The organism is Paenarthrobacter sp. AR 02, assembly GCF_021538675.1.
GTDB lineage: Bacteria > Actinomycetota > Actinomycetes > Actinomycetales > Micrococcaceae > Arthrobacter.
Genome location: NZ_JAJUKH010000003.1, coordinates 223,422 through 246,452, shown reverse-complemented (window position 1 = coordinate 246,452; position 23,031 = coordinate 223,422). Strand labels below are relative to the sequence as shown.

The following is a 23,031-nucleotide window of genomic DNA, read 5'->3' as shown; positions in this document are numbered from 1 at the left end:
TGCACGCCCGGAACCGCTAGATAGCTCCCCCGTTGCCCTGCGCCTGGACCATCCGTGCTTCACAAAGATCCAGCCAGCGCACCTCCGCTTCGGCCTGGAAAATCAAGGAGTCCAGGACCAACAGCCAGGCTGTGTCGGACAGTCGCTGGTTGGCGGAGACTGCCTTGCGGGCCTGCGTGTGTTCCTGCAGGGCACGGAGTGAGACTTCGCGCTGTGACTGGATCACTTCAGAGGCGTCAACGCCGGGCAGGGTTACGGCGAGCGCCAGTTTGATGGCGATCTCGTTCCGCGGCGGACTGCCCCGGTCAACCGCCCCCGCGAACCAGGCCGCGACTTCCCCGACCCCGGCGGCAGTGATGCTGTAGACGACGTGGCCACCGCCGTCGTCGCCGTCTTTGCTGACCAGTCCGTCACGTTCCAGCCGGTCCAGGGTGGTGTAGACCTGCCCGATGTTAAGCGGCCAGGCGGCACCGGTCCGGTCCTCGAATTCGACCCGCAGCTCATAGCCGTACCGTGGCCGGTCCTGGAGCAGGGCCAGCAGACTGTGCCGGATGGACATTGGACTCCTCGCTGCGGTGGATGACTGGTCAGAGCAGAAGCAGGACCTTGCCCACGTGGTCGCCAGAGTCAAAGTACCGGTGCGCCTCCTGCACCTGGTCCAGCGGGAAGGACTTGGCCACCAGGGGACGGATCCTGCCGTCGGTGATCATGGGCCATACGGACTCGCGCACGGCGGTCATGATGATGCCTTTTTCGGCCACGGACCGGGGCCGGAGGGCCGTTCCGATGACGGCCGCCCGTTTGCTGAGGAGCTGGCCAAGGTTGATGTCCGCCGTGGTGCCGCCCTGCAGCCCGATGACGATGAGCCTGCCGTAGTCGGCAAGGGCGTCAATGTTTTGCTGCAGGTATTTGGCACCGACGACGTCGAGGATCACGTCAGCGCCTTTGCCGCCGGTTTGTGCCCGCAGGCTTTCAGCGAAGTCCTCTTCGGTGTAGTTGATGGCGATGTCGGCACCCAGGAAGGCCTTGGCGGTGCCAACCTTCTCGTCCGTGCCGGCTGTGGCCGCAACTTTTGCGCCGTAGGCCTTGGCCAACTGGATGGCCATGGTGCCGATGCCGCCCGTTGCCCCGTGGATGAGGACCGTTTCGCCGGGTTGCATTTGGGCGGTCATGATCAGGTTGGAGTACACAGTGGCAGCAACCTCGGGCAGCGCAGCTGCGGTGATGAGGTCCACGCCGTCGGGAACCCGGAGCACCTGCTCGGCGGACACCGCGACCTGCTGGGCGTAGCCGCCGCCTGAAAGAAGGGCAACAACTTTGTCTCCCACGGAGAATGCCTTGGTGACGCCCGGGCCGAAGGCTGCGATGCGGCCGGACACTTCAAGCCCGGGGATCTCTGAAGCCCCAGGGGGTGGCGGGTAGAAACCGCGTCGCTGCTGGACATCCGCCCTGTTCAGGCCCGCGGCCACGACGTCGATCAGGACTTCGCCCTCGCCCGGCACCGGAGCAGGGACCTCCCGGACCTCGAGGACTTCGGGCCCGCCCGGCTCTGAGATGTAGACGGCTTTCATGACGAACTCCCGGTTTCTTGCTTGTCCGCCGGCCCCGGGGCGGGGACCGGACAGGCGTGATGTTTTGGAACAGCCAACTCCCTATGAAACACTACTAGGCGAGGAAGGTTGTCCGAGCGGCCTAAGGAGCTGGTCTTGAAAACCAGTGTGCGGTAACCCCGTACCAAGGGTTCAAATCCCTTACCTTCCGCCAACGAATGCCCCGGGTTCCAAACCCGGGGCATTTTTGTGCCCGCGATCTGGTGCATAGCGGCTAAGTGATAAGCGGCAACCGGAACATCATTGAAACTGTCAGACCCCCCGCATAGTGTTCTACCTGTCTCCACACCTCTGACCTAAACCGCAGCTTTACCGCGGAACTACAACAGGAGCCTGACCTATGCCTACGCCTGACATCACCCCCGGCGCACCGTGCTGGATCGATCTGATGACGTCCGATACAGAGAAAGCCAAGGACTTCTATAACGCCCTGTTCGGCTGGACGTACGAAACCGGTGATGAGGAGACGTACGGCGGTTACATCACCGCATCCAAGGACGGAAAGCTTGTGGCCGGCATCATGCAGAAGCAGGCCGACATGGGTGCCATGCCGGACCTGTGGTCCACCTACCTGCGCACGGATGACATCAAGGCCACCACGGAAGCCGCAGCGGCCCACGGCGGCCAGGTCTACATGGAGCCAATGGATGTTCCGGAGCAGGGCAGCATGGCCATGTACGGCGATTCCGCGGGCGCATCCATCGGCGCCTGGCAGTTCGGTCAGATGAAGGGTTTCGAAGTAGCTGCAGAACCGGGCTCACCGGCGTGGCACGAACTCCTTGCCAAGGACTACGACTCAGCCGTGTCTTTCTACCAGAAAGTCTTCGGCTGGGACACGAATGTCATGAGTGATACCCCGGAGTTCCGCTACACCACCCTGGGCGCAGGAGACAACGCGAAAGCGGGCATCATGGATGCCGCCGGCGTACTCTCTGACGAAGTACCGTCCATGTGGAGCGTCTACTTCGCGGTTGAGAACACCGACGCCACAGTAGAGCAAGCCCTCGCCCTGGGAGCAGCGGTCATGCATGCCGCGGAAGAAACACCGTTCGGCCGCCTGGCGACGCTCATTGATCCCACCGGCGCAGTATTCAAGGTCATCCAGGACCTGGGCCAGTCCGCTTAGACTTTTGATTTCCGGGTGGTGCCCGGCGCCTCCTACCCAGGGGCGCCCGGCTCCACCCGCCCACCGCCGATCCTGGGGGATCGTTCGGCGTTGGTGCCCTGACCGGTCCCTCATTGTTTGGCCGCAGAGTGGGCATCCACGATCTCCTCCTGCGGTCCTTGGGGAACGAGGACCTGAGTTGCAGCACCTTTCGCAAACCATCAAAGCCACCGCCGTGTTGGGCCTGGCGACCCTGGCCCTGACGGGTTGTTCGCTGATCAGCAGCGGGGACGCCAAGCGGGACGAGTCCGGAAAACCCACCGAAACATCTGTTGCGGATGCCTTCAAAGTCAAGGTGGGTGACTGCATCGCCCAGCCGTCCGGCACCGAGGTCAAGGACGTGTCCATCATCCCCTGCGAGCAGGAACACGATCTCGAGGCCTACGCGGCGAAGAACATTGTGGCCGATACATACCCCGGCCAGTCCGAGGTGGAGAAGCAATCCGAAGAGTTTTGCGGTTCCGAGTTCGCAGGCTTCGTGGGCGTGCCGTTTGATTCATCAACGCTTGAGCTGACCTACTTCTACCCCACTACCGATACCTGGAAGGCCAATGACCGGGAGATTGTCTGCCTGATCGGAGGCGCATCCGGCGCAGCAACCGCCGGGACCCTGAAGGGCGCCGCCAAGTAATGCGGACCGGTGGCGGGCACTCTCCAGCCACCACTGGTCCACTTCCCATTCATCCGTTCGTGTTCTGCTACGTCTGAGGCAGCTTTACCCCGGAGTAACTTCCGGGCACAGCGCCCACTTCACAAGAAAGTGGGCGTCGTCCACGGGGCCATACAGGGCTCCCTAATGAAAGTTAGAGCGGATGCACCAACAACATTGGAAATTGCTGGCGGGAACGGTCCTGTCAGCGGGGCTCCTTGCAGCCCCGCTGACGGCCGTCCCGGCCATGGCGGCGGACGATCCCGCCACACCGGCGGGCACCTCGCCGGTGGTCATCAACGAGGCCTATCTCAGCGGCGGAAGCAGCGGCGCCGCCTTCAAGAACAAATTCGTGGAGCTCTACAACTCCTCGGACGCGCCTATCAGCCTTGCGGGTTGGTCCTTGCAGTACCGGTCTGCCACCGCCACAACAGCACCAACGGGGATCACTCCGCTGGCCGGGAGCATCCCGGCCAAGGGCTACTTCCTGGTCCAGGGCGCCAGCAACAGCGCCTCCTCTACGGCTCCTGCCCTCCCCACACCCGATGTTCAGGCTTCCGGGACCCTGAACCCGGGCGGAACCACAGGAACTCTGATCCTGGCGAAACAGAGCACCGCCGTTTCGCCTCTGCCCGTGGGCTCCGTGACGGCCAACGCGGCCATCGCCGACCTCCTGGGTTACGGAACGTCCAACACTTTTGAGACTGCACCGGCAAAGGCACCCACCAGTAACACCGACGTCAAGAGCCTCAACCGCACCAATGGCGTTGACACCGACTCCAACGCGGCAGATTTCACCCTGGCTGCGGGCATTACTCCGACGGCTTCCGGCGGAGGCGTCACCCCGCCCACGGATCCCGGACCTGAACCGGGTATCAAGACCATCGCGGAAATACAAGGCACCGGCACGGCCAGCCCGTTGGTCGGCAGCACGGTAACCACCCGCGGCAAGGTCACCGCCGTTTACGCCACCGGCGGGTTCAACGGCTATTACGTCCAGACCCCCGGCACCGGCGGCGACGCCGCAGGGGCGGCCAGGACGGCGTCGGACGCTTTGTTCGTCTATTCACCCACGACGGCGGCCACGGTCCAGCCGGGCGACTACCTGGAACTCACCGGCGCGGTCAGCGAATTTGCCAACCAAACACAGATCTCAGTGGAAGCCGCGGGGCTGAAGAAGCTCACCGAGGCCGCCCCCGAGGTCAAGTCCACGCCGTTCGCCTTGCCGGCGAACGAGGCCGCCCGCGAGAGCCTCGAAGGCATGCTTGTCTCGCCCCAGGGTGACTTCACGGTTACGGACAACTACTCCTTGAACCAGTACGGCGAGATCGGCCTTGCCGCCGGTAAGTCGCCGTTGGTCCAGCCGACGGCGGTGGCTGCTTATGGTTCCCCCGAGTATGCCGCCGTGGTGGCAGACAACGCCCTGCGCGGCATCAAGCTCGACGACGGCGCGTCCACCAACTTCCTCAAGGACGCCGCCACCAAGGCCCAGCAATTGCCCTACCTGACCCCTTCGGATCCCGTACGTGTCGGTTCGCCCGCCACGTTCAAGACCGATGTCATCCTGGGGTACGGGAACAATTCGTGGAAGTTCCAGCCGCTAACAGCGCTGAGCCCCGCAAACGCCGCGTCCTTCCAGCCTGCAACCTTCTCTTCCACCCGTCCGGAAGGGCCCGCTGACGTTGGGGGCAGCCTGAAGCTGGCGTCCTTCAATGTGCTCAACTACTTCCCCACCACAGGTGACCAGCTCACGGGCTGCGTCTTCTACAACGACCGCGACGGCAAACCGATCACCGTCAAGGAGGGCTGCAACGCCCGCGGTGCTGCCAACGCAGAGAACTTCGAGCGCCAGCAGGCCAAGATCGTTGCCGCGATCACCAAATCGGGCGCAGACGTCGTGTCCCTCGAGGAGATCGAGAACTCGGCCCAGTTCGGCAAGAACCGCGACGACGCCCTGTCCAAGCTCGTGGAGTCCCTTAACGTCAAGACTCCCGGCGTGTGGGATTACGTGCGCACACCAGCGAACGCTCCCCCGCTCAGCGATGAAGACATGATCCGCACCGCTTTCATCTACAAAAAAGCCACGGCCGAACCTGTCGGCGAGTCAATCATCCACAACGACACCGTGGCTTTCGCCAGCGCCCGTAAGCCACTGGCGCAGGTGTTCAAGCCGGTTGGCGGCAGCGATGACAAGAAATTCATCGCGATCGTGAACCACTTCAAGTCCAAGGGCTCCGCAGCGACCCCGGACGACACCGACAAGGGCCAGGGCGCCTCCAACGTTGCCCGCACCAAGCAGGCCGAATCCCTGCTCGCTTTTTCCAAGGACCTCCAAGCTTCCAAGGGCACTGACAAGGTCTTCCTGATCGGTGACTTCAACGCCTACTCCAAGGAGGACCCCATCAACGTCCTCACCGGCGCGGGGTACACCGACCTTGAGGTCGGCACCGGCAAGCACTCCTACCTGTTCGGCGGCATGGTGGGCTCCCTCGACCACATCCTGGCGTCCCCGGCAGCCCACAAGGTGGTCACGGGAACCGACATCTGGAACATCAACTCCGTGGAGTCCGTGGCGCTGGAATACAGCCGGTATAACAACAACGTGACCAACTACTATGCCCCGGACGAGTTCCGGGCCAGCGACCACGACCCCGTGGTGGTGGGCCTGAACCTGACTCCGGACGCACAGGCCACCGTTGACCTGCAATTCCTCGGCATCAACGACTTCCACGGCCGGATCGACACCAACACGGTGCTCTTTGCCGGAACGGTTGAGAAGCTCCGTGCAGCAGCAGCGCCCGGCGCGACTGCCTTCATTTCCGCGGGCGACAACATCGGCGCCTCCCTCTTCGCATCCTCGGTTGCGAAGGACCAGCCCACCATCGACGTCCTGAACGCACTTGAACTGCAGGCCTCCGCTGTGGGCAACCACGAGTTCGACGGCGGCTGGTCAGACCTGCGCGACCGCGTCATCGCCGGAGGCAACAACGCAAAGTTCGCCTACCTGGGCGCCAACGTTTACCAGAAGGGCACCACCACCCCGGTCCTGCCGGAGTACAAGGTCCTGGACATGAACGGCATGAAGGTAGCGGTCATCGGCACGGTCACCCAGGAAGTTCCTTCCCTGGTAACCCCTGCGGGGATCACCGATCTTGAGTTCGGCGACCCGGTAGACGCCATCAACCGGGTGGCTGCGAAGATCAAGGCCGAAAAACTGGCGGACCTGATCATCGTCGAAAACCATGACGGCGCCGCTTCCGGTACCCCCGAGGGCGCCACCTTGGAGCAGGAAGTTGCCGCAGGCGGCCCGTTCGCCAAGCTCGTCAACGAAACCACCCCTGACGTGGCTGCCATCTACACCGGGCACACCCACAAGGAGTACGCCTGGGATGCGCCGGTACTGGACGCCAATGGCCAGCCCACCGGCAAGACCCGCCCGGTCGTGCAGACCGGCAACTACGGAGAGAACGTGGGCAGTGTAACGCTCACCGTGGATACGGCAACCAAGTCCGTGACGGCGTACAAGGCCGCAGTCGTAGACCGTACCACCGAAACCGCGGAAAGCCTCGTTGCCGCCTACCCGCGGGTGGCTGCAGTGAAGACCATCGTGGATAAGGCGCTGGCCCAGGCTGCTGAAATCGGCAACCAGGCGGTGGGTGCCGTGACCGCCGATATCACCACAGCATTCACCCCGGACCCTGCCGGAGGCGCCCCCAAGCGGGACGACCGCGCCAGCGAATCCACGCTGGGCAACCTGGTAGCGGACTCCCTGGTGGACACGCTCAAGGCGCCCGAACTCGGCGCGGCGGAAATCGGCGTCGTCAACCCCGGCGGCCTGCGCAACGAGCTGTACTACGCGCCGGATGGCACCATCACCTACGCCGAGGCCAACGCGGTCCTGCCGTTCGTGAACAACCTGTGGACCACGTCCCTGACGGGTGCACAGTTCAAAACGCTCCTGGAGCAGCAGTGGCAGACCAACCCGGACGGTACCGTACCAAGCCGCCCGTACCAGCAGCTGGGGGTGTCCAAGAACGTCAACTACACCTACGACGCCGCCCGTGCAGCGGGCGATCGGATTACCGGCATCTGGGTTAATGGCGCTGTGATCGACCCCGCAAAGCAGTACAGGATCGGTACCTTCAGCTTCCTGGCAACAGGCGGTGACAACTTCCGGGTCTTCAAGGAGGGCAGCAACACGAAGGACACGGGCCTGGTGGACCGTGACGCCTGGATCAAGTACCTCCAGACGCACAACCCGGTCTCGCCGGACTTCGCACGCCGCTCAGTTGCTGTGGCAAACTCCACCGCTGCCGAGGTCAAGGGCGGCGAGTCCGTGACGTTGACGGTTTCCAAGCTGAACCTGACCTCCATTGGCAGCCCGGCGAACACCTCATTGAAGGCTGTCTTCGTTGATGCCAAGGGCGCCTCCGTGGCTCTTGGAGATGTTCCGGTGACCGCCGGTGCGGCGTCCGTCAACGTGAAGGTTCCCGCCACGGCGGCCGCAGGTACCGGTACCTTGGTGCTCACCGCCGTCGAGTCCGGAACGGTAGTGAAGGCCCTGGTTAAGGTGGCCGCAAGCGGCCCCAACCCGCCGCAGTGCACCCCGCCCACCAAGCCGTCCAAGTGGTACGACATTGTTGGCTGGCTGCGGTACGGCATCGAATGGTTGCAGTACCAGAAGTGCCTGAGGGGCTAAGCACCTCTTAGCATGACCCCAAGAAACGGGCCCCCACGAGTTCTTCGTGGGGGCCCGTCTTGTGGTTACTTGTTTGCCGGCTCCGGATCCTGGACCTTGGCAGCATCGCTGCGCAGCTCAGCCTGGAAAGCCGCGTACCGCGCCAGGTGCGTTGGGCGGCGCCGGAGTACCGCCCACGCAATCCCAAGGATCACGAACCACAGCGGCGTTGCGAGCAGGGCTGCGAGCGTGTCCGGCTGGGTGGTCAGCGTCCACAGCACGAAGGCAAAGAATGCGAACACCACCCACACCATGGCCACTCCGCCGGGCATTTTGAACGCCGAAGACTCGTGAAGGTGTGGGCGGCGCTTCCGGAAAGCCAAGTAGCTGGCCAGGATGATCGACCAAACGAAGACGAAGCAGACAGCTGACACGGTGGTCACCATGTCGAACGCCTTGCCGACATCCTGGCCGGCGTACATGAGCACGACGCCGGACAGCAACAGGACGCAGGACAGGAACAGTGCGTTGCGGGGTACTTTGCGTCCGGAGAGCGCGCCAAAGACCTTGGGGGCATCGCCTTCCTGGGCCAGGCCGAACACCATGCGGGACGTGGAGTAGATCCCGGAGTTGGCTGAGGACATGGCTGACGTGAGGACCACCAGGTTGACGATGGTGGCTGCTGCACCCAGGCCGGCCAGCGAAAACATGGCAATGAAGGGGCTGTGACCGGCAGCGAACTGGGTCCATGGCGTGACGGACATGAGGATGATCAGCGCGCCCACGTAGAAGAGGAGCACACGGATGGGAATCGAGTTGATGGCCTTGGGCAGGTTCTTTTCCGGGTCCTTGGCCTCGGCCGCAGTAGTGCCCACCAGTTCGATGCCCACGAAAGCGAAGACCGCGATCTGGAATCCGGCGACGAAGCCCATGAATTCGTTCGGGAAGAATCCTCCGTGGCTCCAAAGGTTGGTGAAGCTGGCGGGTCCGGCGTCGGACTGGAAGCCACTGAAGATCATGAAGAGGCCAACAATAATCAGGGCCGCGATGGCGACGATCTTGATGAGGGCGAACCAGAACTCGGTTTCGCCGAACGCCTTCACCGTTGCCAGGTTCAGCAGCAGGAGGATGCCGATGGTAATGAGCCCCGGCACCCAGAGGGGCAGGGAAGGCCACAGCTCCTGCGAATAGCCTGCGATTGCGATGACGTCCGCGATCCCCGTGATGACCCAGCAGAACCAGTAGGTCCAGCCGGTGAAGAAGCCGGCCCAGGGGCCCAGGAGGTCAGCAGCGAAGTCACTGAAGGATTTGTAGTTGAGGTTGCTCAGCAGCAGTTCGCCCATGGCACGCATGACGAAGAACAGCATGAAGCCGATGATCATGTAGACGAAGATGACGGAGGGGCCGGCGGCTGAGATGGTTTTGCCGGAGCCCATGAAAAGGCCTGTTCCAATGGCTCCGCCGATGGCGATGAGCTGGATGTGGCGGTTGCTGAGTTGCCGCTCAAGATGCGGGGAATCGGTACCGGTTGAAGGTGGGCGCTGAATCGTCAAAGGAACTCCATCGTTCAGGCGGCACTGGGTGCCACAAGATTCGGGTTCCTCCCCGCTCTGTAGATGGACCTGAGAGTTTCCGCGGGCATGGGCCTGCTTGCACCTTCGGTGAGCCCGACTTTCCGGGCTGCTTTCCAGAGTTGCCTCGCCGCGGCGGTACATGGGCCTGAGAGATTCCTGGGGAGGGTTTGCTCCTACGGCGCCTGTGGTGATGTACCGGCAGGGCTCTCCCGCCGCGGATCAAAAGCGCGCACCACCGCTGGGGTGATGCAGCTCACACACTAACGAAGGCCGGGCGGCACTGCAACCCCGGTGCGTCATAACGCCAGAATGCTACGGGCAATCTCATCGGCATCCCGGAGGGTCCTTTGTCCACTGGCATAGGCCGGACCGGTTCGGGGCGTGGCTTCCGCAGCGATGGCAGTGCCCCATTGCGAGGCGGACAACTGCAGGCCCAGCACGTACAGGTTTTCGTTGGCAGACCCGTTCGCCGCCAAGGGCCGGTACGGATGTGGCACGACGTCCAAACCAGTGGTCTGCATCGGGGTACCTTCGACGCTCATCATGATCTTGGTTCGGACCAACCCGTCAGCCATGAGCTGCTCCAGCAGCGGTGACATATTGATGCCCACCCTGTTGGCAGGCGACATCGCCTCGATCAGGGTTCGCGCTTCCACCGGCGCGTCGCGCACCCACGGCGAAACCGCACGGAACAGTTTTGCACTCCGGTCCACACTGAACTTCGGGTCCGGTCCAACAAAACTTACGACGCCGGCCCGGGCAAGGGCGGCCAGCTGCTCCGAACGCAGCGCGGGCGCTCCACTGGCCAGCCCCTCTACGAAGGACTCGAACCAGCCGCGAAGCCCTGCCAACCAGGATTCGTCGGTGATGCCGCCATCAGCCACCACCGATTTCAGGATTGCCCGGCCGGTGTGGAGTGCACCGATGGCCATCTTCACAGGGTCCGATTCGCCCAAAGCCGATCGGCGCGCATCATCATCGAGGTATGCCGTGATGACCGCGTCCAGCTCCCGCCTGGACGCAAAAGTACGTCCTGCCAGCGGCGCGGCAAGCCCGCGAAGATTCAGCCGACGGGACGCGACGACGTGCTTTTCCACGAGATCGCCCACATCGTTCTCCCACTTCGCCGTGGTGTGCGCGTGCGGCTGGAGTGCGTCCTCGAGGTCCGCCAGGAACTGCGCGGGGTCCTTAATGGCAGTGGGTTGCGAGCGGGCCAGGGTTGAGTAATACGCCCACAGCGCATCACGGTGCAGCAGCGGCCAAAGATCGTGGTCGAAACCGGGCTGGATTCCGGCCGCACGAAACCGGTCCACGGCGTCTTCGGTCAGGTAGCGCATGGTGATGCTGCTGGGGTAGTAACCCGCCAGCCCCGCCTTGGCCCGGTAAGGAGTGCCACGCCGGGAGGCAGCAATAATCCTGGGTTCCCGGCCCGATGCCCGATACCCCAGCACCCCCGACCCCGGAGAACCGGCCTCGACGAACTTCCCGCCGCGGCCCTCCGTCAGCTGTCCCATGACGTCGAAGAAGTTCAATCCCATTCCGCGGATCAGCACCGGCTCGTTATCCGGCACCGCCTCCCAGTCAACGTCGGCGGGTGGCGCCGGCGGGAAATAGAGCAGCCCTTGCTCCTCCGCGGCGCTCTTGAAAGACCTCTGCTCGGGATTCAGCCGGGACTCGATATGACCCAACGCGAGGACCACAGAGCCGACGGTGAGGGTGGCACCGTTGGCGAGTTCGACGTCGAACGCGTTTTTTGTTCCGTCCTTCACCGGTCGCGCCGCGACGGCGGAGGTCTCATGGAACGTGACCTCGACGCCGTCGGGCAGCCGTTCGAGCAAGCCATCCAGGGTCTGGCGCAAGTACCGCCCATACAGGGCACGGCTGGGGAAGTCGTGTGATTCGAGCGTGGCAAGCTCCGCCTTTTCGGCGTCGTCCAGTCCCAGGCCATCACGACGCCGGGCCTCGCGCCACTTGTCGAACGAACCACCTGCCAGCGGCGGAGCGAGCATGGGATCTTCAGGGATGAGCGTCGGATAAAACGACTGGGTGTTCATCAGGTAGAGCCGGGACTGCCCCGGCTGCCACACGTGGCCCGAACCCGCGGGGAAAGGATCCACCACGTCGATGTGCAGGGTGGCCCCCGACGCGCGCACAGCCTGACCCCCGGCAGCCCAATTCGCGAGCAACCGCTCAAGGACGCTGGTGCCCCGGGGGCCAGCCCCCAGCAGGGCAACACGGTTGGTTTCGGATTTAGCCACGCTCAAGCCTAACTTCTGCGTGACTTGCTTACTGTTGAAAAGTGTTGCTTGGATGGGGCAATGACCACCACAGAAGCTGATCAGACGCCACTTCCCGGGAATGAGGCCGCGCCCGGCCGTCCCCGCCACGCCGCTGAGGTTGCGCCTGAACCCACGGATGAAAACATCTGGCTCGAAGACATCCATGGCGAAGAGCAGCTTGCATGGGTCCGGGAACAGAACGCGCGAACCGAAGAATTGCTTGAGGACGCTGAATACTCCGCCGTCGAAGCCGGAATCCTTGAGGTCCTGGACTCAACGGACCGCATTGCCATGGTCTCCAAGCGCGGCGGGTTCTACTACAACTTCTGGAAAGACCAGGAACACCCCAAGGGACTCTGGCGCCGCACCACATGGGAAAGCTACCTCACCGAGGCTCCTGAATGGGACGTCCTCCTGGACGTTGATGCGCTGGCTGCAGCGGAGGGCGTCGAATGGGTCTTCCATGGGGCCGGTTTCCTCCGCCCTGCGGACGGAAACGAGTACCGGCTGGCCATGGTGTCGCTGTCCCCCGACGGCGGTGACGCGGACCGCCACCGCGAGTTCGACGTCGAATCGCGCACCTTCGTTGAGGGTGGCTTCGACCTCCCCACTGCCAAGGGCAACGTCAGCTGGCTCGATGCCGACACCCTGCTGGTCTCCAGCACCGCGGACGGGCTCCCGGCCACCACGTCCTCGTACGCCCGGACCGGCGTCAAACTCCGCCGCGGGGAGGCCTTGGCCGATGCTGAACGGCTTTTCGAAATCCCGGAAGACCACATGCTGGCCATGGTGGCCCACGATTCCACCCCCGGCTTTGAGCGGACTTTTGCCGTTGACTACATCGACTTCTACAACCGCAGTACGTGGGTGCTGCGGGACGGATCCTGGGTGGCCATCGATGTACCAACCGACGTCAACATCAGCGCCCACCACGACTGGCTGCTTTTCCGCCCCCAGAAGGACTGGGACGTTGATGGCACTGTTTACCCGGCAGGGTCCTTGCTCGGGGCTGCCTTCGAGGACTACCTGGCGGGTACACGTTCCTTGACGGTGCTGTTTTCGCCGGACGAGCACACATCCCTGCAATCCTGGAGCTGGACGCAGGACTACCTCCTGCTGAACCTCCTCCGCGATGTCTCCTCAGAGATCCGGGTGTTGAATCCGTCAGTCCTCGACTCCCATGGAGCGTGGGCTTCAACGCCGCTGGACGCCTGCCCTCCACTGCACGACGTGAACGCCTACGCCGTGGACGACGAAGACCCAGGCTCCGCCGGCAACGACTTCTGGCTCGTGGCCACCGGTTTCACCACGCCCACCACCCTGACCCGTGGAACGCTCTCCCCTGCCTCGTCCCAAGGCGAGGACGGCGGCGTGGGGAGCGAGCACTCGGTAGTGAAGCGGTCGCCGTCGTTCTTCAACGAAGCGGACTATGAGGTCCAGCAACGCTTCGCCGTCTCGGCGGACGGAACCAAGGTCCCCTACTTCCAGGTCGCCTCCAAGGACCTGGTCCTGGACGGCCAGAACCCCACCCAGCTCTCCGGCTACGGCGGGTTCGAGATTTCCCGTACACCCGCATACAGCGGCACGGTTGGCCGCGCCTGGCTGGAACGGCGGACGCTGGGAGCCCCCTCCGACAACGGCACGGAATCCCACTCCCGTGGCGGCGTCTACGTAGTGGCCAACATCCGTGGTGGCGGCGAATACGGACCCTCCTGGCACCGCGCCGCGCTCCAGGAGAACCGGCACCGCGCCTATGAGGACTTCGCCGCCGTCGCGAAAGACCTCATCTCCCGCGGCGTCACCAGTCGACGCCGGCTGGGCTGCGTAGGCGGTTCCAACGGCGGGCTGCTGGTGGGAAACATGCTCACCCAGTATCCGGAACTGTTCGGCGCTGTTTCCTGCGGGGTGCCGCTCCTGGACATGCGCCGCTACACCAAGCTGTCCGCCGGGTACTCCTGGATCGCCGAGTACGGCGACCCCGACGTGCCTGAACAGTGGGAGTTCATCCGCACGTTCTCGCCGTACCACCTCCTGCACGACGGCGTGGAATACCCGGAAACCTTCATTTGGACTGCCACTTCCGACGATCGGGTGGGCCCGGTCCAAGCCCGGAAGATGGCCGCCCGCATGCAGGCCATGGGGATCCCAAACGTCTGGTTCCACGAGGCCTTGGAAGGCGGCCACGCGGGAGCATCGGACAACCGGCAGGCTGCCGCGCTGCAGGCACGGAGCAACCATTTCCTGTGGCGTTCGCTGGCCGGGAGCAACTGACCGACAGCTGGTTTTGCGCTGGAGTGCAGGTTCTGCGTATCCTTGGTGGGCTAGCAATAGCAAAGGGAGACGTGCCAGAGCGGCCGAATGGGCTTCACTGCTAATGAAGTGTGGGGCACAACTCCACCGGGGGTTCAAATCCCCCCGTCTCCGCGAATTGGTCCCGGTTTTCGAACCGGGACCTTTTGCGTTTAACCCCGCTTCGCTCCGCCGCTTACTTCGGCTCCCGCGTGCCGGTGCAAGGCCAGGCTGTCCATCGTGCTGATCAGCATCAGGACGGCCATCGCAATGAACGCCCCCTTATATGCCGCTACCTGGTCACCGCCCAGGAGGTGCGTCGCTTCGAATAGCCGCAGGAACAAAGCTCCCACCGCGATCCCGGCCGCGGCAGCCAACTGAACCAGCGTCGCGGAGATCGCGTTGGCCGAGGGCAGCTGTTCCGGGACGATGTCCGCGTACTGCACCGAGGCGTACGCCGAGAATCCGATGGAGCGGAAAGCTCCGCTGAAGAGCAGCAAAGCGAAGATCACGGGCTCGGGAGTTTGGGCATCCAGGAACGCGCACAACGCAAACGTTACGGCGGAAGCGAACGAAGCGAAGACGAGCACCGGCTTGAACCCGAAGCGCCTGATCAAGGGCGTGGTGGCCGGCTTGATTCCGATGTTGCCAACGAAAACTGCGGCGACCATCACACCGGCTTTGAGGGGGTCCCAGCCAAAGCCATCCTGGAACATCAGCGGCAGCAGAAACGGCACCGAACTGATGGTCAGCCGGTAAATGAAACCGCCCGTGGAGGTCGCCCTGAACGTCCTGGTCCGGAACACTCCGAGGTTGAACAGGGGAACGTCGGCTTTCCGCATCCACCAGACAGCACCCGCGAGTGACAGCAGCCCTGCGGCGACCACGATGACGGCGATCGCGTTGGATGCGTGGCCGCCCAATGTTTCCAAACCCACCACCAAGGCACCCACACCCAGGGTGGTCAGCAGGAGCCCAAACCAGTCAAGGCGGCGCTTGGAGTCGAACTGGGTCCGGGGCACCAGCCTGAGCGCAGCAATGAACGCGGCCAGGCCAAGGGGCACATTGATGATGAAGATCCAGTGCCAGGACAGGAAGGTAGTGAGCGCGCCACCGACCATCGGAGCCAGTACAGGGGCGAGCAGTCCGGGCCACACCAAATAGGCGGTGGCCCGGAGGAGCTCGGATTTGGGAGTCCCGCGCAACACCACCAGGGTGCCAACGGGCACCATCATGGCCCCGCCCATGCCCTGGGCCACCCTGCTGAGGGTAAGCATGGACAGGTCTGTGCTCACGGCGCACAGCAGGGAGGCGACGGTGAACACCGAGATGGCGAGGCAGAAGATCCGGCGGGCACCGAACCGTTCAGCCAGCCAACTGCTGAGCGGAATTCCCATTGCAACCGTCACCAGGTATGCGGTCATGGTGATGTTGATATCTGCTGGCGCTACGCGGAAATCCGCGGCAATGCTGGGAATCGCGGTGGTGAGGATGGTGCCGTCGAGGAACTCCATGAAGAACGTTGCCGCCACCAACAGGGCCAGGCGCGGCCGCCAGCTGGTTCCGTTGGAGGTCTCGACGTCTGTGTTGCTGGGATTTGTGCTCATGGCTCCGGTCCAGGATGTGGCTAGTGGCCCACGACAGGCCGCAAAGCGTGTTGGCTCGATCCTATAGACGCACAGTGGGAGCGATCACAACATGACGTTCCCGCGCCCTCGCCTATCCCGCTTGCGCCAAGGCCAGCGGCAACACGGCTCCCACGCCGGCTTGGCGCAACGCCAAGGCCGAAACCGTCATGGTCCAGCGGCTGTCGATAAGGTCGTCCACCAGCAGCACTGGCTGGCCTCCGGTACCCGCGAGGGCCTGGGCAAGGTCCGGGCCCACGACTAGCCGGTCCCAGACGCCGGCAAGCCGGTAGGCGCTGTTGCCCCCTCGGGCTCCGGTGGGCCCACCGTGCTGGGGCTGCAGCTGGCCCAGATATGGCATCCGCCCGATGCCGGCTATTCCCTGTGCCAGGGACTCCACCAGCTGCGGCTTACTCCTGGACGGGATGCTGACCACGGCTGCGGGTCGGCCCACTCCGCTCCACGGAGTTCCGCCTTCAGCACCTGACCACTCACGAAGCACCTGGACACAGGCTTGCAGCATGGCCGGATCCACGGCGCGGTCCGCGGAACCAGCGGCGAACAATTCACGCAGCGCCCCACCCCAGCCCAAATCCGTCAGCCTGGCCAGGACCCGGCCTTCCGAGATGCTTTGATCAGGCTTGATCTTGCCCTTGACGGCCACCCCCAGCCGATCCATGCCACTGGGCCATTGGAGTCGCGGCTCCACAGCGATACCGGCGCGCCGCAGGGTCTGGCCGGCGGCATCGGCAGCCGAGGCGGCCACGTCTACGGGGAACCATCGGCCGGCGCAGTTGTCGCATCGACCACACGCTGCTGCGGTCTCGTCGTCGAGGACGGAAGTGATGTACTCCATGCGGCAGCCAGCCGTGTCCTGGTAGATCACCATGGAGTCCTGCTCGTCCACCCGTGCCTCGGCGATGCGTGCGTACCGCTCGGCGTCGTAGTGCCAAGGGTTCCCGGTTGCCCTCCAGCCGCCGCCTACGCGTTCTACAGCCCCGTCCACGGCCAGGACCTTCAGCAGGAGCTCCAAGGGCGTGCGTCGGAGGTCCACACGGGCTTCCAGTGCCACGGTGGACAAAGCCGAGCCCGCCTCCCCAAGGGCACGCAGCACGGCGTCGGCCTTTTCAGCGGAGGGCATGGAAGCTGTCGCAAAATACTGCCAGATCTCGCGGTCCTCTGAGCCTGGAAGCAGCAGGACGTCGGCGTTGGCCGCTCCACGGCCTGCGCGGCCAACCTGCTGGTAGTAGGCAACGGGCGATGACGGCGCACCAAGGTGGATGACAAAACCCAGGTCCGGCTTGTCGAAGCCCATGCCCAGGGCTGATGTGGCTACGAGCGCTTTCACCTGGTTGTCCTTGAGCAGTTGTTCTGCGCGCTCCCGGTCTGCGGGGTCCGTCCGGCCTGTATAGGACAGGACGTTGTGCCCGGCCTCAGCGAGAAGCCTGGCTGTGTCCTCCGCAGCTGAAACGGTGAGCGTGTAAATGATGCCGCTGCCGGGCATGTCTTTTAGATGCGTCAGCAGCCATCCCAGGCGGTCCCGGGAATCAGGCAAGGACAGGACGCCCAGGCGCAGGGACTCCCGCCCCAGGGCCCCACGGATGGTCAGTACACCGGCACCGAGCTGTTCCTCGATGTCGTGGACCACCCGGGAGTTGGCCGTAGCCGTGGTGGCCAGCACCGGAACCGACTCCGGCAATTGGGCAATGAGGTCGGCGATGCGCCGGTAGTCGGGCCGGAAGTCGTGGCCCCAGTCCGAAATACAGTGGGCCTCGTCAATCACCAGGAGACCGGTACGGCGAATGAGCTCCGGAAGCTGGTTTTCCCGGAAAGATGGGTTGGTGAGGCGCTCCGGTGAAACCAGAAGGACATCAACTTCGTCGGCGGCCAGCTGTGCCAGGACGGTATCCCATTCGAGGGCATTTGCAGAGTTGATGGCCACGGCACGTACTCCTGCCCTGGCGGCTGCAGCCACTTGGTCCCGCATGAGTGCCAGCAGCGGGGAGACAATCAGCGTGGGGCCCGCGCCCCGGCGGCGTAAAAGCAGGGATGCCACGAAGTAGACGGCAGACTTCCCCCAACCTGTCCTCTGGACCACCAGTGCCCTGCGGCCGGCATCGACCAATGCTTCAATCGCTTCGTACTGACCTTCGTGGAACCGGGCTTCAGGGTGTCCCACCAACTCCCGCAGGCACGCCAGGGCTTGCTGTTCGGTAGGTGATTGCACGGAAACGGCAGCATTCGGGGAGTTATTGGCCATAAACCCAGTATTCCAGCCACCCCCGACGCCCATCACCCGCGGACCTGGCTATGTGGATAGTGATTATCCACATAGCCCTCCGCCCGGTTCATGCCCCATTGCGTAGCCACAGTAGGATTGAGCGCGTGACTAGCGAGCAGAACAAGACATTCGACCTCTCGGCATCCTTCAAGGCGTACGACGTCCGGGGAATCGTGGGTGAATCCATCACGGCTGAAATTGTCGAGGCCGTAGGCGCTGCGTTCATCGACGTCCTGGGCCTTGAAGGCGGCACCGTTCTGGTGGGCGGCGACATGCGCCCTTCGTCCCCTGAGTTCAGCCAGGCTTTTGCCAACGGGGCAGCCACCCGGGGCGCCAACGTCCGGTTGCTGGACCTGATCTCCACCGACGAGCTCTACTACGCCTGCGGGGCCCTGAACGCAGCCGGAGCCACGTTCACAGCCAGTCACAACCCAGCCGAATACAACGGCATCAAGATGGCCAAGGCCGGCGCGCAGCCCATCTCATCGGAATCGGGCCTGAAGGAAATCCAGGCCCTGGCCGAGGAATACCTCAACACCGGCATCATCCCCGCAGCCGAAACCCGCGGAGAGATCAGTGTCCATGACGTGCTGAAGGACTACTCCGAGTACCTGCGGCAGCTCGTGGACCTCTCCGGCTCGCGTCCCCTGAAGATCGTGGTGGACGCAGGCAATGGCATGGCCGGCCTGACCACCCCCGCAGTTCTCGGCGATAAATTGCTCCCTGCCCTGCCTTTCGAGATCGTGCCGCTCTATTTCGAACTCGACGGCTCCTTCCCGAACCACCCCGCCAACCCGCTCGAACCGGAAAACCTCCGCGACCTGCAGGCCGCCGTGGTCAAGCACGGTGCCGACATCGGCTTGGCCTTCGATGGTGACGCTGACCGCTGCTTCGTGATCGACGAGAAGGGCGAGCCCGTCTCTCCGTCCGCCATCACCGGCATGGTTGCCCGGCGTGAAATCGCCCGTGCCCGGGCAGCAGGCGAGGAAACCCCCGTGATCATCCACAACCTCCTTACCTCCAAGGCCGTACCGGAACTGGTGGCCAAGGACGGTGGCCGGGCGGTACGCACCCGTGTTGGGCACTCCTTCATCAAGGCTGTCATGGCCGAGGAAGGCGCTGTCTTCGGCGGCGAGCACTCCGCGCACTTCTACTTCCGGGACTTCTGGAACGCTGACACAGGCATGCTCGCAGCCATGCACGTTCTGGCTGCCCTCGGCGAGCAGGAAGGCCCGCTCTCCGAGCTCGGCCGCCAATACGAGCCCTACGTTTCATCCGGAGAAATCAACTCCGAGATCGAAGACAAGGCCGGGGCCGTCGAGCGGGTCCGCGTGGACTTCGAAAGCGAAGACGTCGACATCGACCACATGGACGGCTCCACGTTCACTGCAAAGGACGGCAGCTGGTGGTTCAACCTGCGGCCTTCCAACACTGAACCGTTCCTGCGCCTGAATGCAGAAGCCAAGGACCAGCCCACCATGGAGAAGATCCGTGACCGCGTCCTGGCTCTGGTCCGGGCCTAAGGCCAAGCCATGACCGACCAGTCCACTGGCGAGACGTTGCCGAAAGAATCCGACCAGGACCGCGAGCTCCGGGAGACACTGGGCACTGCGCTGGGGACCGCGCAGGAGCACATCCAGCAGAACGGTGGTTTCTTTCCGTTCGGCGTGACGCTCTCGAACGATGGTGAGTTCCGGATCGTCATGATCGCACCTGGCGAGCCGGACGAAGATGGTGACGTCGATGCGGGGCAGATGCTGACCGACATCCACCAGCTCCTGCGCCAAGGCCGCGACGACTTCAAGGCTGTGGCCCTTGTCAGTGACGTCACGTTGCCGGACCATGGGTCGGACGGCATCCATGGCGCCGCCGAACACAGGAACGGTGAAGTCCGGGCAGCCATCATCCCGTACTCCCCCACTGCGGAGGGTTTTGTCTTCCGTCCCATGGAGCCCGATACCCACGAGCCATCCATCTGGGTGGACTAGACCCTACTCACATGAGCTGATCCCATGAAAATCAACGCGTTCGCAGACGTTAGCCTCCGCGCCATCATGGTGTTGGCCGCGGCCCCCGAAGGCATGTTGTTGACCACGCAGGCGGTGGCAGACGCCGTGGGGACGCCGTACAACCACGTCAGCAAAGCCATGGTCCGGCTCCGTGCTTTAGGTTACATTGACGTCGAGCGTGGCCGGCTTGGTGGTTCACGGCTCAGCGAACACGGCCGGCGAGCCACAGTCGGCGAGGTCCTGCGCCACTTGGACAGCCGGCAGGATCCAGCCGAGTGCCAATCCCCCACCAAGAATTGCCCGCTCATCAACGAGTGCGAACTGCGCCGGGCCATGACCCGGGCCAGGGAGGCCTTTTACCGCGAACTCGACTCCGTGGTCATTTCCACCCTTCCGCATGCGCGCCAAATGAACCCGGTGTTCCAATCCATCGGGCTCCGTCCGGATTTCAGGGCACCCGCCCCACTGACATAACCGTCGCGCGGAACGGTACCGTTCCTGACCTGCGCGAAGAACGACGGCGGCCCGCCACCTTCCCAACGAAAGGTGACGGGCCGTCGTCGTTCACTTAAGAACGCCGTTGTTCCTAAGAGGTCTAGCCCAGACGGGACTTGAGCCCATCCAGCTCGGACTGGAGTGCCGCCGGGAGGGACTCGCCGAAGTTGGCGAACCATTCCTCGATGGACGCCAGCTCGGTTGCCCACTCTTCAGGATCGACGCGCACGGCTGCCTCGACCTCGGCCGGGGTCATGTCCAGCCCGTCGAGGTCGATGGATTCGCCGGTCGGTACGAAACCGATCGGAGTCTCCACAGCGTCAGCCTTGCCTTCGAGGCGCTCGATGGCCCACTTCAGGACGCGGGCGTTGTCACCAAAGCCCGGCCAGGCGAAGCCGCCCTCAGCCGTGCGACGGAACCAGTTGACCAGGAAGATCTTGGGCAGTCGCTCCGGGTTGGCCTTTGCGGACAGGTTGACCCAGTGGTTCAGGTAGTCACCCGCGTCGTATCCGATGAACGGCAGCATGGCCATGGGGTCGCGGCGGACAACACCGACGGCACCGGCGGCAGCAGCCGTGGTTTCCGAGGACAGCGTGGATCCCATGAAAATACCGTTGGACCAGTTGCGGGCCTCGGTAACCAGCGGAATGGTGGTCTTACGGCGGCCACCGAACAGGATGGCGGAGAGCTCAACGCCTTCCGGGCTGAAGTACTCTTCGGCCAGCATGTCGATCTGGTCGATCGGCGTGCAGAAGCGGGAGTTCGGGTGCGCGGCGGGGGCGTCGGAGTCCGGTGTCCAGGACTCGCCGCGCCAGTCGGTCAGGTGCGCCGGAGTCTCCTCCGTCATGCCTTCCCACCAGACGCCACCGTCATCAGTCAGTGCGACGTTGGTGAAGATGCTGTTGCCCTTGGCGATGGCACGCATGGCGTTGGGGTTGGTGCCCCAACCGGTGCCGGGAGCGACGCCGAACAGGCCGGCCTCGGGGTTGACGGCACGGAGCTCGCCTTCCTTGCCGAAGCGCATCCAGGTGATGTCGTCGCCCAGGGTCTCCACCTTCCAGCCCTTGATGGTGGGGTCGAGCAACGCGAGGTTGGTCTTGCCGCACGCGGACGGGAAGGCAGCAGAGATGTAGTAGGTCTTCTGCTCCGGGGAGGTCAGCTTGAGGATCAGCATGTGTTCGGCCAGCCAGCCCTCGTCGCGGGCCATCACCGAGGCGATGCGCAGGGCGTAGCACTTCTTGCCGAGGAGGGCGTTTCCGCCGTAACCGGATCCGAAGGACCAGATGGAGCGCTCTTCGGGGAAGTGGACAATCCACTTGTCCGGGTTGCAGGGCCAGGCGACGTCGGCCTGGCCGGCTTCCAGCGGGGCACCAAGCGAGTGCAGGGCCGGGACGAAGAAGGCATCGGTTTCGGTGATTCGGTCAAGGACGTCAGTGCCGATGCGGGCCATGATGCGCATGGAGGCAACAACGTAGGCGGAGTCGGTGATCTCGACGCCAAACTTCGGGTCTTCAGCATCCAGGTGGCCCATGACGAACGGAATGACGTACATGGTGCGGCCGCGCATGGAGCCGGCGAACAGACCGCGCAGCTTCTGCTTCATTTCGGCCGGGGCCATCCAGTTGTTGGTGAAGCCTGCGTCGCGTTCGTTTTCGGAGCAGATGAAGGTCTGCTCTTCCACACGGGCAACGTCGGCCGGGTCAGAGAATGCCGCGAAGGAATTCGGGAACGTCTCCGGGTTCAGCCGCTTGAGCGTGCCGGCCTCGACAAGCTCGTCGGTGAGTTTCTTGTTTTCTGCTTCGCTGCCATCGACCCAGTGGATGCGGTCCGGCTGGGTCAGCTCGGCAACTTCCTCAACCCAAGCCAGCAGGCGTGCATGCGTAGTAGGTGCCTTCTCAAGCAGCGGCAGTCGCGCCAGATCGCCCATTGTGGTTCCCTTCCTCGGGTTCAGTGGTGTGTCCTAAACGATAGGGGCCCCGGACCAGACCAATGGGCTGTCAGACATCGGACAACCGTGAGGCCGAAAAGTAAAAACGCCTAGAAATCAGGGGCAACGGCTCGCCAGAGGCAGATTTAAGTGACTAAGGTCACGTAGACCGGTCTAGTTGTGTAGATTACAGCTTTTCGATTTGGAACTTCACATGAACTTCTGTAAAGTTTATTGAGGTTCGAGGGGGTCAGAGAAACAGACCGCCGAGAATCACACGAAATGCGCCCATAGCTCAGCTGGATAGAGCGTCTGTCTACGGAACAGAAGGTCAGGGGTTCGAATCCCTTTGGGCGCACAAATGAAGACCCGCACCGGTTCGCCGGTGCGGGTCTTTTGTTTTGCCCGGGACCAATTCCAGGGCCACACAAGCGCGAGGTGAGCCGCACG

Annotated in this window: 14 protein-coding genes, 3 tRNA genes and 1 riboswitch; of the genes, 10 read left to right on the top strand and 7 right to left on the bottom strand. The window is 63.7% G+C overall.

Annotated features, from left to right (window positions below; all coding sequences use genetic code 11):
- Window positions 1-16 precede the first annotated feature (16 nt).
- Both LRQ04_RS10350 and LRQ04_RS10345 read right to left on the bottom strand, forming a co-directional pair.
- On the bottom strand, window positions 17-559 hold the full coding sequence (locus LRQ04_RS10350) for a PadR family transcriptional regulator (protein ID WP_235520052.1): 543 nt from the start codon (window positions 557-559) through the stop codon (window positions 17-19).
- Between the two features lie 28 nt (window positions 560-587).
- A complete protein-coding gene (locus LRQ04_RS10345; protein WP_235520050.1) occupies window positions 588-1,571 on the bottom strand; it encodes an NAD(P)H-quinone oxidoreductase in 984 nt (327 codons plus the stop codon).
- Between the two features lie 102 nt (window positions 1,572-1,673).
- Here LRQ04_RS10345 and LRQ04_RS10340 point away from each other — a divergent pair.
- The 4 genes from LRQ04_RS10340 (at window position 1,674) to LRQ04_RS10325 (ending at window position 8,123) form a co-directional block, all read left to right on the top strand.
- Window positions 1,674-1,764: transfer RNA gene (locus tag LRQ04_RS10340), tRNA-Ser, on the top strand.
- A 186-nt stretch (window positions 1,765-1,950) separates the two neighbouring features.
- Entirely contained in the window at window positions 1,951-2,736 is a 786-nt protein-coding gene (locus LRQ04_RS10335; RefSeq protein WP_235520048.1) for a VOC family protein, read from the top strand.
- A 178-nt stretch (window positions 2,737-2,914) separates the two neighbouring features.
- Window positions 2,915-3,406 carry a septum formation family protein gene (locus LRQ04_RS10330; protein WP_235520046.1) on the top strand — a complete coding sequence of 164 codons (492 nt, stop codon included), beginning with the start codon at window positions 2,915-2,917 and terminating at the stop codon, window positions 3,404-3,406.
- Window positions 3,407-3,587: 181 nt separating this feature from the next.
- Window positions 3,588-8,123 (top strand): ExeM/NucH family extracellular endonuclease, encoded by a 4,536-nt coding sequence (locus tag LRQ04_RS10325; RefSeq protein ID WP_235520044.1) that lies wholly within the window; start codon window positions 3,588-3,590, stop codon window positions 8,121-8,123.
- A gap of 65 nt (window positions 8,124-8,188) precedes the next feature.
- Here LRQ04_RS10325 and cycA read toward each other — a convergent pair whose 3' ends face one another.
- Together cycA and LRQ04_RS10315 are read right to left on the bottom strand one after the other, a co-directional pair.
- On the bottom strand, window positions 8,189-9,655 hold the full coding sequence (cycA, locus tag LRQ04_RS10320; protein WP_235520042.1) for a D-serine/D-alanine/glycine transporter: 1,467 nt from the start codon (window positions 9,653-9,655) through the stop codon (window positions 8,189-8,191).
- A gap of 144 nt (window positions 9,656-9,799) precedes the next feature.
- Window positions 9,800-9,898: riboswitch (glycine riboswitch) on the bottom strand.
- A 74-nt stretch (window positions 9,899-9,972) separates the two neighbouring features.
- Window positions 9,973-11,934 carry an FAD/NAD(P)-binding domain-containing protein gene (locus LRQ04_RS10315; RefSeq protein ID WP_235520040.1) on the bottom strand — a complete coding sequence of 654 codons (1,962 nt, stop codon included), beginning with the start codon at window positions 11,932-11,934 and terminating at the stop codon, window positions 9,973-9,975.
- Between the two features lie 60 nt (window positions 11,935-11,994).
- On the opposite strand from LRQ04_RS10315, the gene LRQ04_RS10310 reads away from it, so the two are divergent.
- Both LRQ04_RS10310 and LRQ04_RS10305 read left to right on the top strand, forming a co-directional pair.
- On the top strand, window positions 11,995-14,226 hold the full coding sequence (locus tag LRQ04_RS10310) for a prolyl oligopeptidase family protein (protein ID WP_235520038.1): 2,232 nt from the start codon (window positions 11,995-11,997) through the stop codon (window positions 14,224-14,226).
- Between the two features lie 65 nt (window positions 14,227-14,291).
- A tRNA-Ser gene (locus LRQ04_RS10305) sits at window positions 14,292-14,379 on the top strand.
- 38 nt (window positions 14,380-14,417) lie between these two features.
- Here LRQ04_RS10305 and LRQ04_RS10300 read toward each other — a convergent pair.
- Both LRQ04_RS10300 and LRQ04_RS10295 read right to left on the bottom strand, forming a co-directional pair.
- Entirely contained in the window at window positions 14,418-15,851 is a 1,434-nt protein-coding gene (locus tag LRQ04_RS10300) for an MFS transporter (protein ID WP_235520036.1), read from the bottom strand.
- 112 nt (window positions 15,852-15,963) lie between these two features.
- Window positions 15,964-18,129, bottom strand: coding sequence for an ATP-dependent DNA helicase RecQ (locus LRQ04_RS10295; RefSeq protein WP_235520035.1), 2,166 nt, complete (start codon window positions 18,127-18,129; stop codon window positions 15,964-15,966).
- 125 nt (window positions 18,130-18,254) lie between these two features.
- Between LRQ04_RS10295 and LRQ04_RS10290 the strand changes: the two genes are divergently transcribed.
- From LRQ04_RS10290 to LRQ04_RS10280, 3 genes are read left to right on the top strand one after another with little or no spacing between them, the layout of a single operon-like run.
- Complete coding sequence (locus LRQ04_RS10290) at window positions 18,255-19,673, top strand: phosphomannomutase/phosphoglucomutase (RefSeq protein ID WP_235520034.1); 1,419 nt, start codon at window positions 18,255-18,257, stop codon at window positions 19,671-19,673.
- 9 nt (window positions 19,674-19,682) lie between these two features.
- Complete coding sequence (locus tag LRQ04_RS10285; RefSeq protein WP_235520033.1) at window positions 19,683-20,138, top strand: hypothetical protein; 456 nt, start codon at window positions 19,683-19,685, stop codon at window positions 20,136-20,138.
- Between the two features lie 24 nt (window positions 20,139-20,162).
- Entirely contained in the window at window positions 20,163-20,633 is a 471-nt protein-coding gene (locus tag LRQ04_RS10280) for an Rrf2 family transcriptional regulator (protein WP_235520032.1), read from the top strand.
- A 121-nt stretch (window positions 20,634-20,754) separates the two neighbouring features.
- On the opposite strand, the gene LRQ04_RS10275 is transcribed toward LRQ04_RS10280, so the two are convergent.
- Window positions 20,755-22,581, bottom strand: coding sequence for a phosphoenolpyruvate carboxykinase (GTP) (locus LRQ04_RS10275; RefSeq protein WP_235520030.1), 1,827 nt, complete (start codon window positions 22,579-22,581; stop codon window positions 20,755-20,757).
- Window positions 22,582-22,865: 284 nt separating this feature from the next.
- Here LRQ04_RS10275 and LRQ04_RS10270 point away from each other — a divergent pair.
- Window positions 22,866-22,939: transfer RNA gene (locus LRQ04_RS10270), tRNA-Arg, on the top strand.
- Window positions 22,940-23,031: the final 92 nt, after the last annotated feature.

What these genes read in the sequence shown, in the direction of transcription:
- LRQ04_RS10350 (WP_235520052.1), bottom strand. Translation starts at nt 559, where the DNA reads ATGTCCATCCGGCACAGTCTGCTGGCCCTGCTCCAGGACCGGCCACGG.
- LRQ04_RS10345 (WP_235520050.1), bottom strand. Translation starts at nt 1,571, where the DNA reads ATGAAAGCCGTCTACATCTCAGAGCCGGGCGGGCCCGAAGTCCTCGAG.
- LRQ04_RS10335 (WP_235520048.1), top strand. Translation starts at nt 1,951, where the DNA reads ATGCCTACGCCTGACATCACCCCCGGCGCACCGTGCTGGATCGATCTG.
- LRQ04_RS10325 (WP_235520044.1), top strand. Translation starts at nt 3,588, where the DNA reads ATGCACCAACAACATTGGAAATTGCTGGCGGGAACGGTCCTGTCAGCG.
- LRQ04_RS10310 (WP_235520038.1), top strand. Translation starts at nt 11,995, where the DNA reads ATGACCACCACAGAAGCTGATCAGACGCCACTTCCCGGGAATGAGGCC.
- LRQ04_RS10300 (WP_235520036.1), bottom strand. Translation starts at nt 15,851, where the DNA reads ATGAGCACAAATCCCAGCAACACAGACGTCGAGACCTCCAACGGAACC.
- LRQ04_RS10295 (WP_235520035.1), bottom strand. Translation starts at nt 18,129, where the DNA reads ATGGCCAATAACTCCCCGAATGCTGCCGTTTCCGTGCAATCACCTACC.
- LRQ04_RS10285 (WP_235520033.1), top strand. Translation starts at nt 19,683, where the DNA reads ATGACCGACCAGTCCACTGGCGAGACGTTGCCGAAAGAATCCGACCAG.
- LRQ04_RS10280 (WP_235520032.1), top strand. Translation starts at nt 20,163, where the DNA reads ATGAAAATCAACGCGTTCGCAGACGTTAGCCTCCGCGCCATCATGGTG.
- LRQ04_RS10275 (WP_235520030.1), bottom strand. Translation starts at nt 22,581, where the DNA reads ATGGGCGATCTGGCGCGACTGCCGCTGCTTGAGAAGGCACCTACTACG.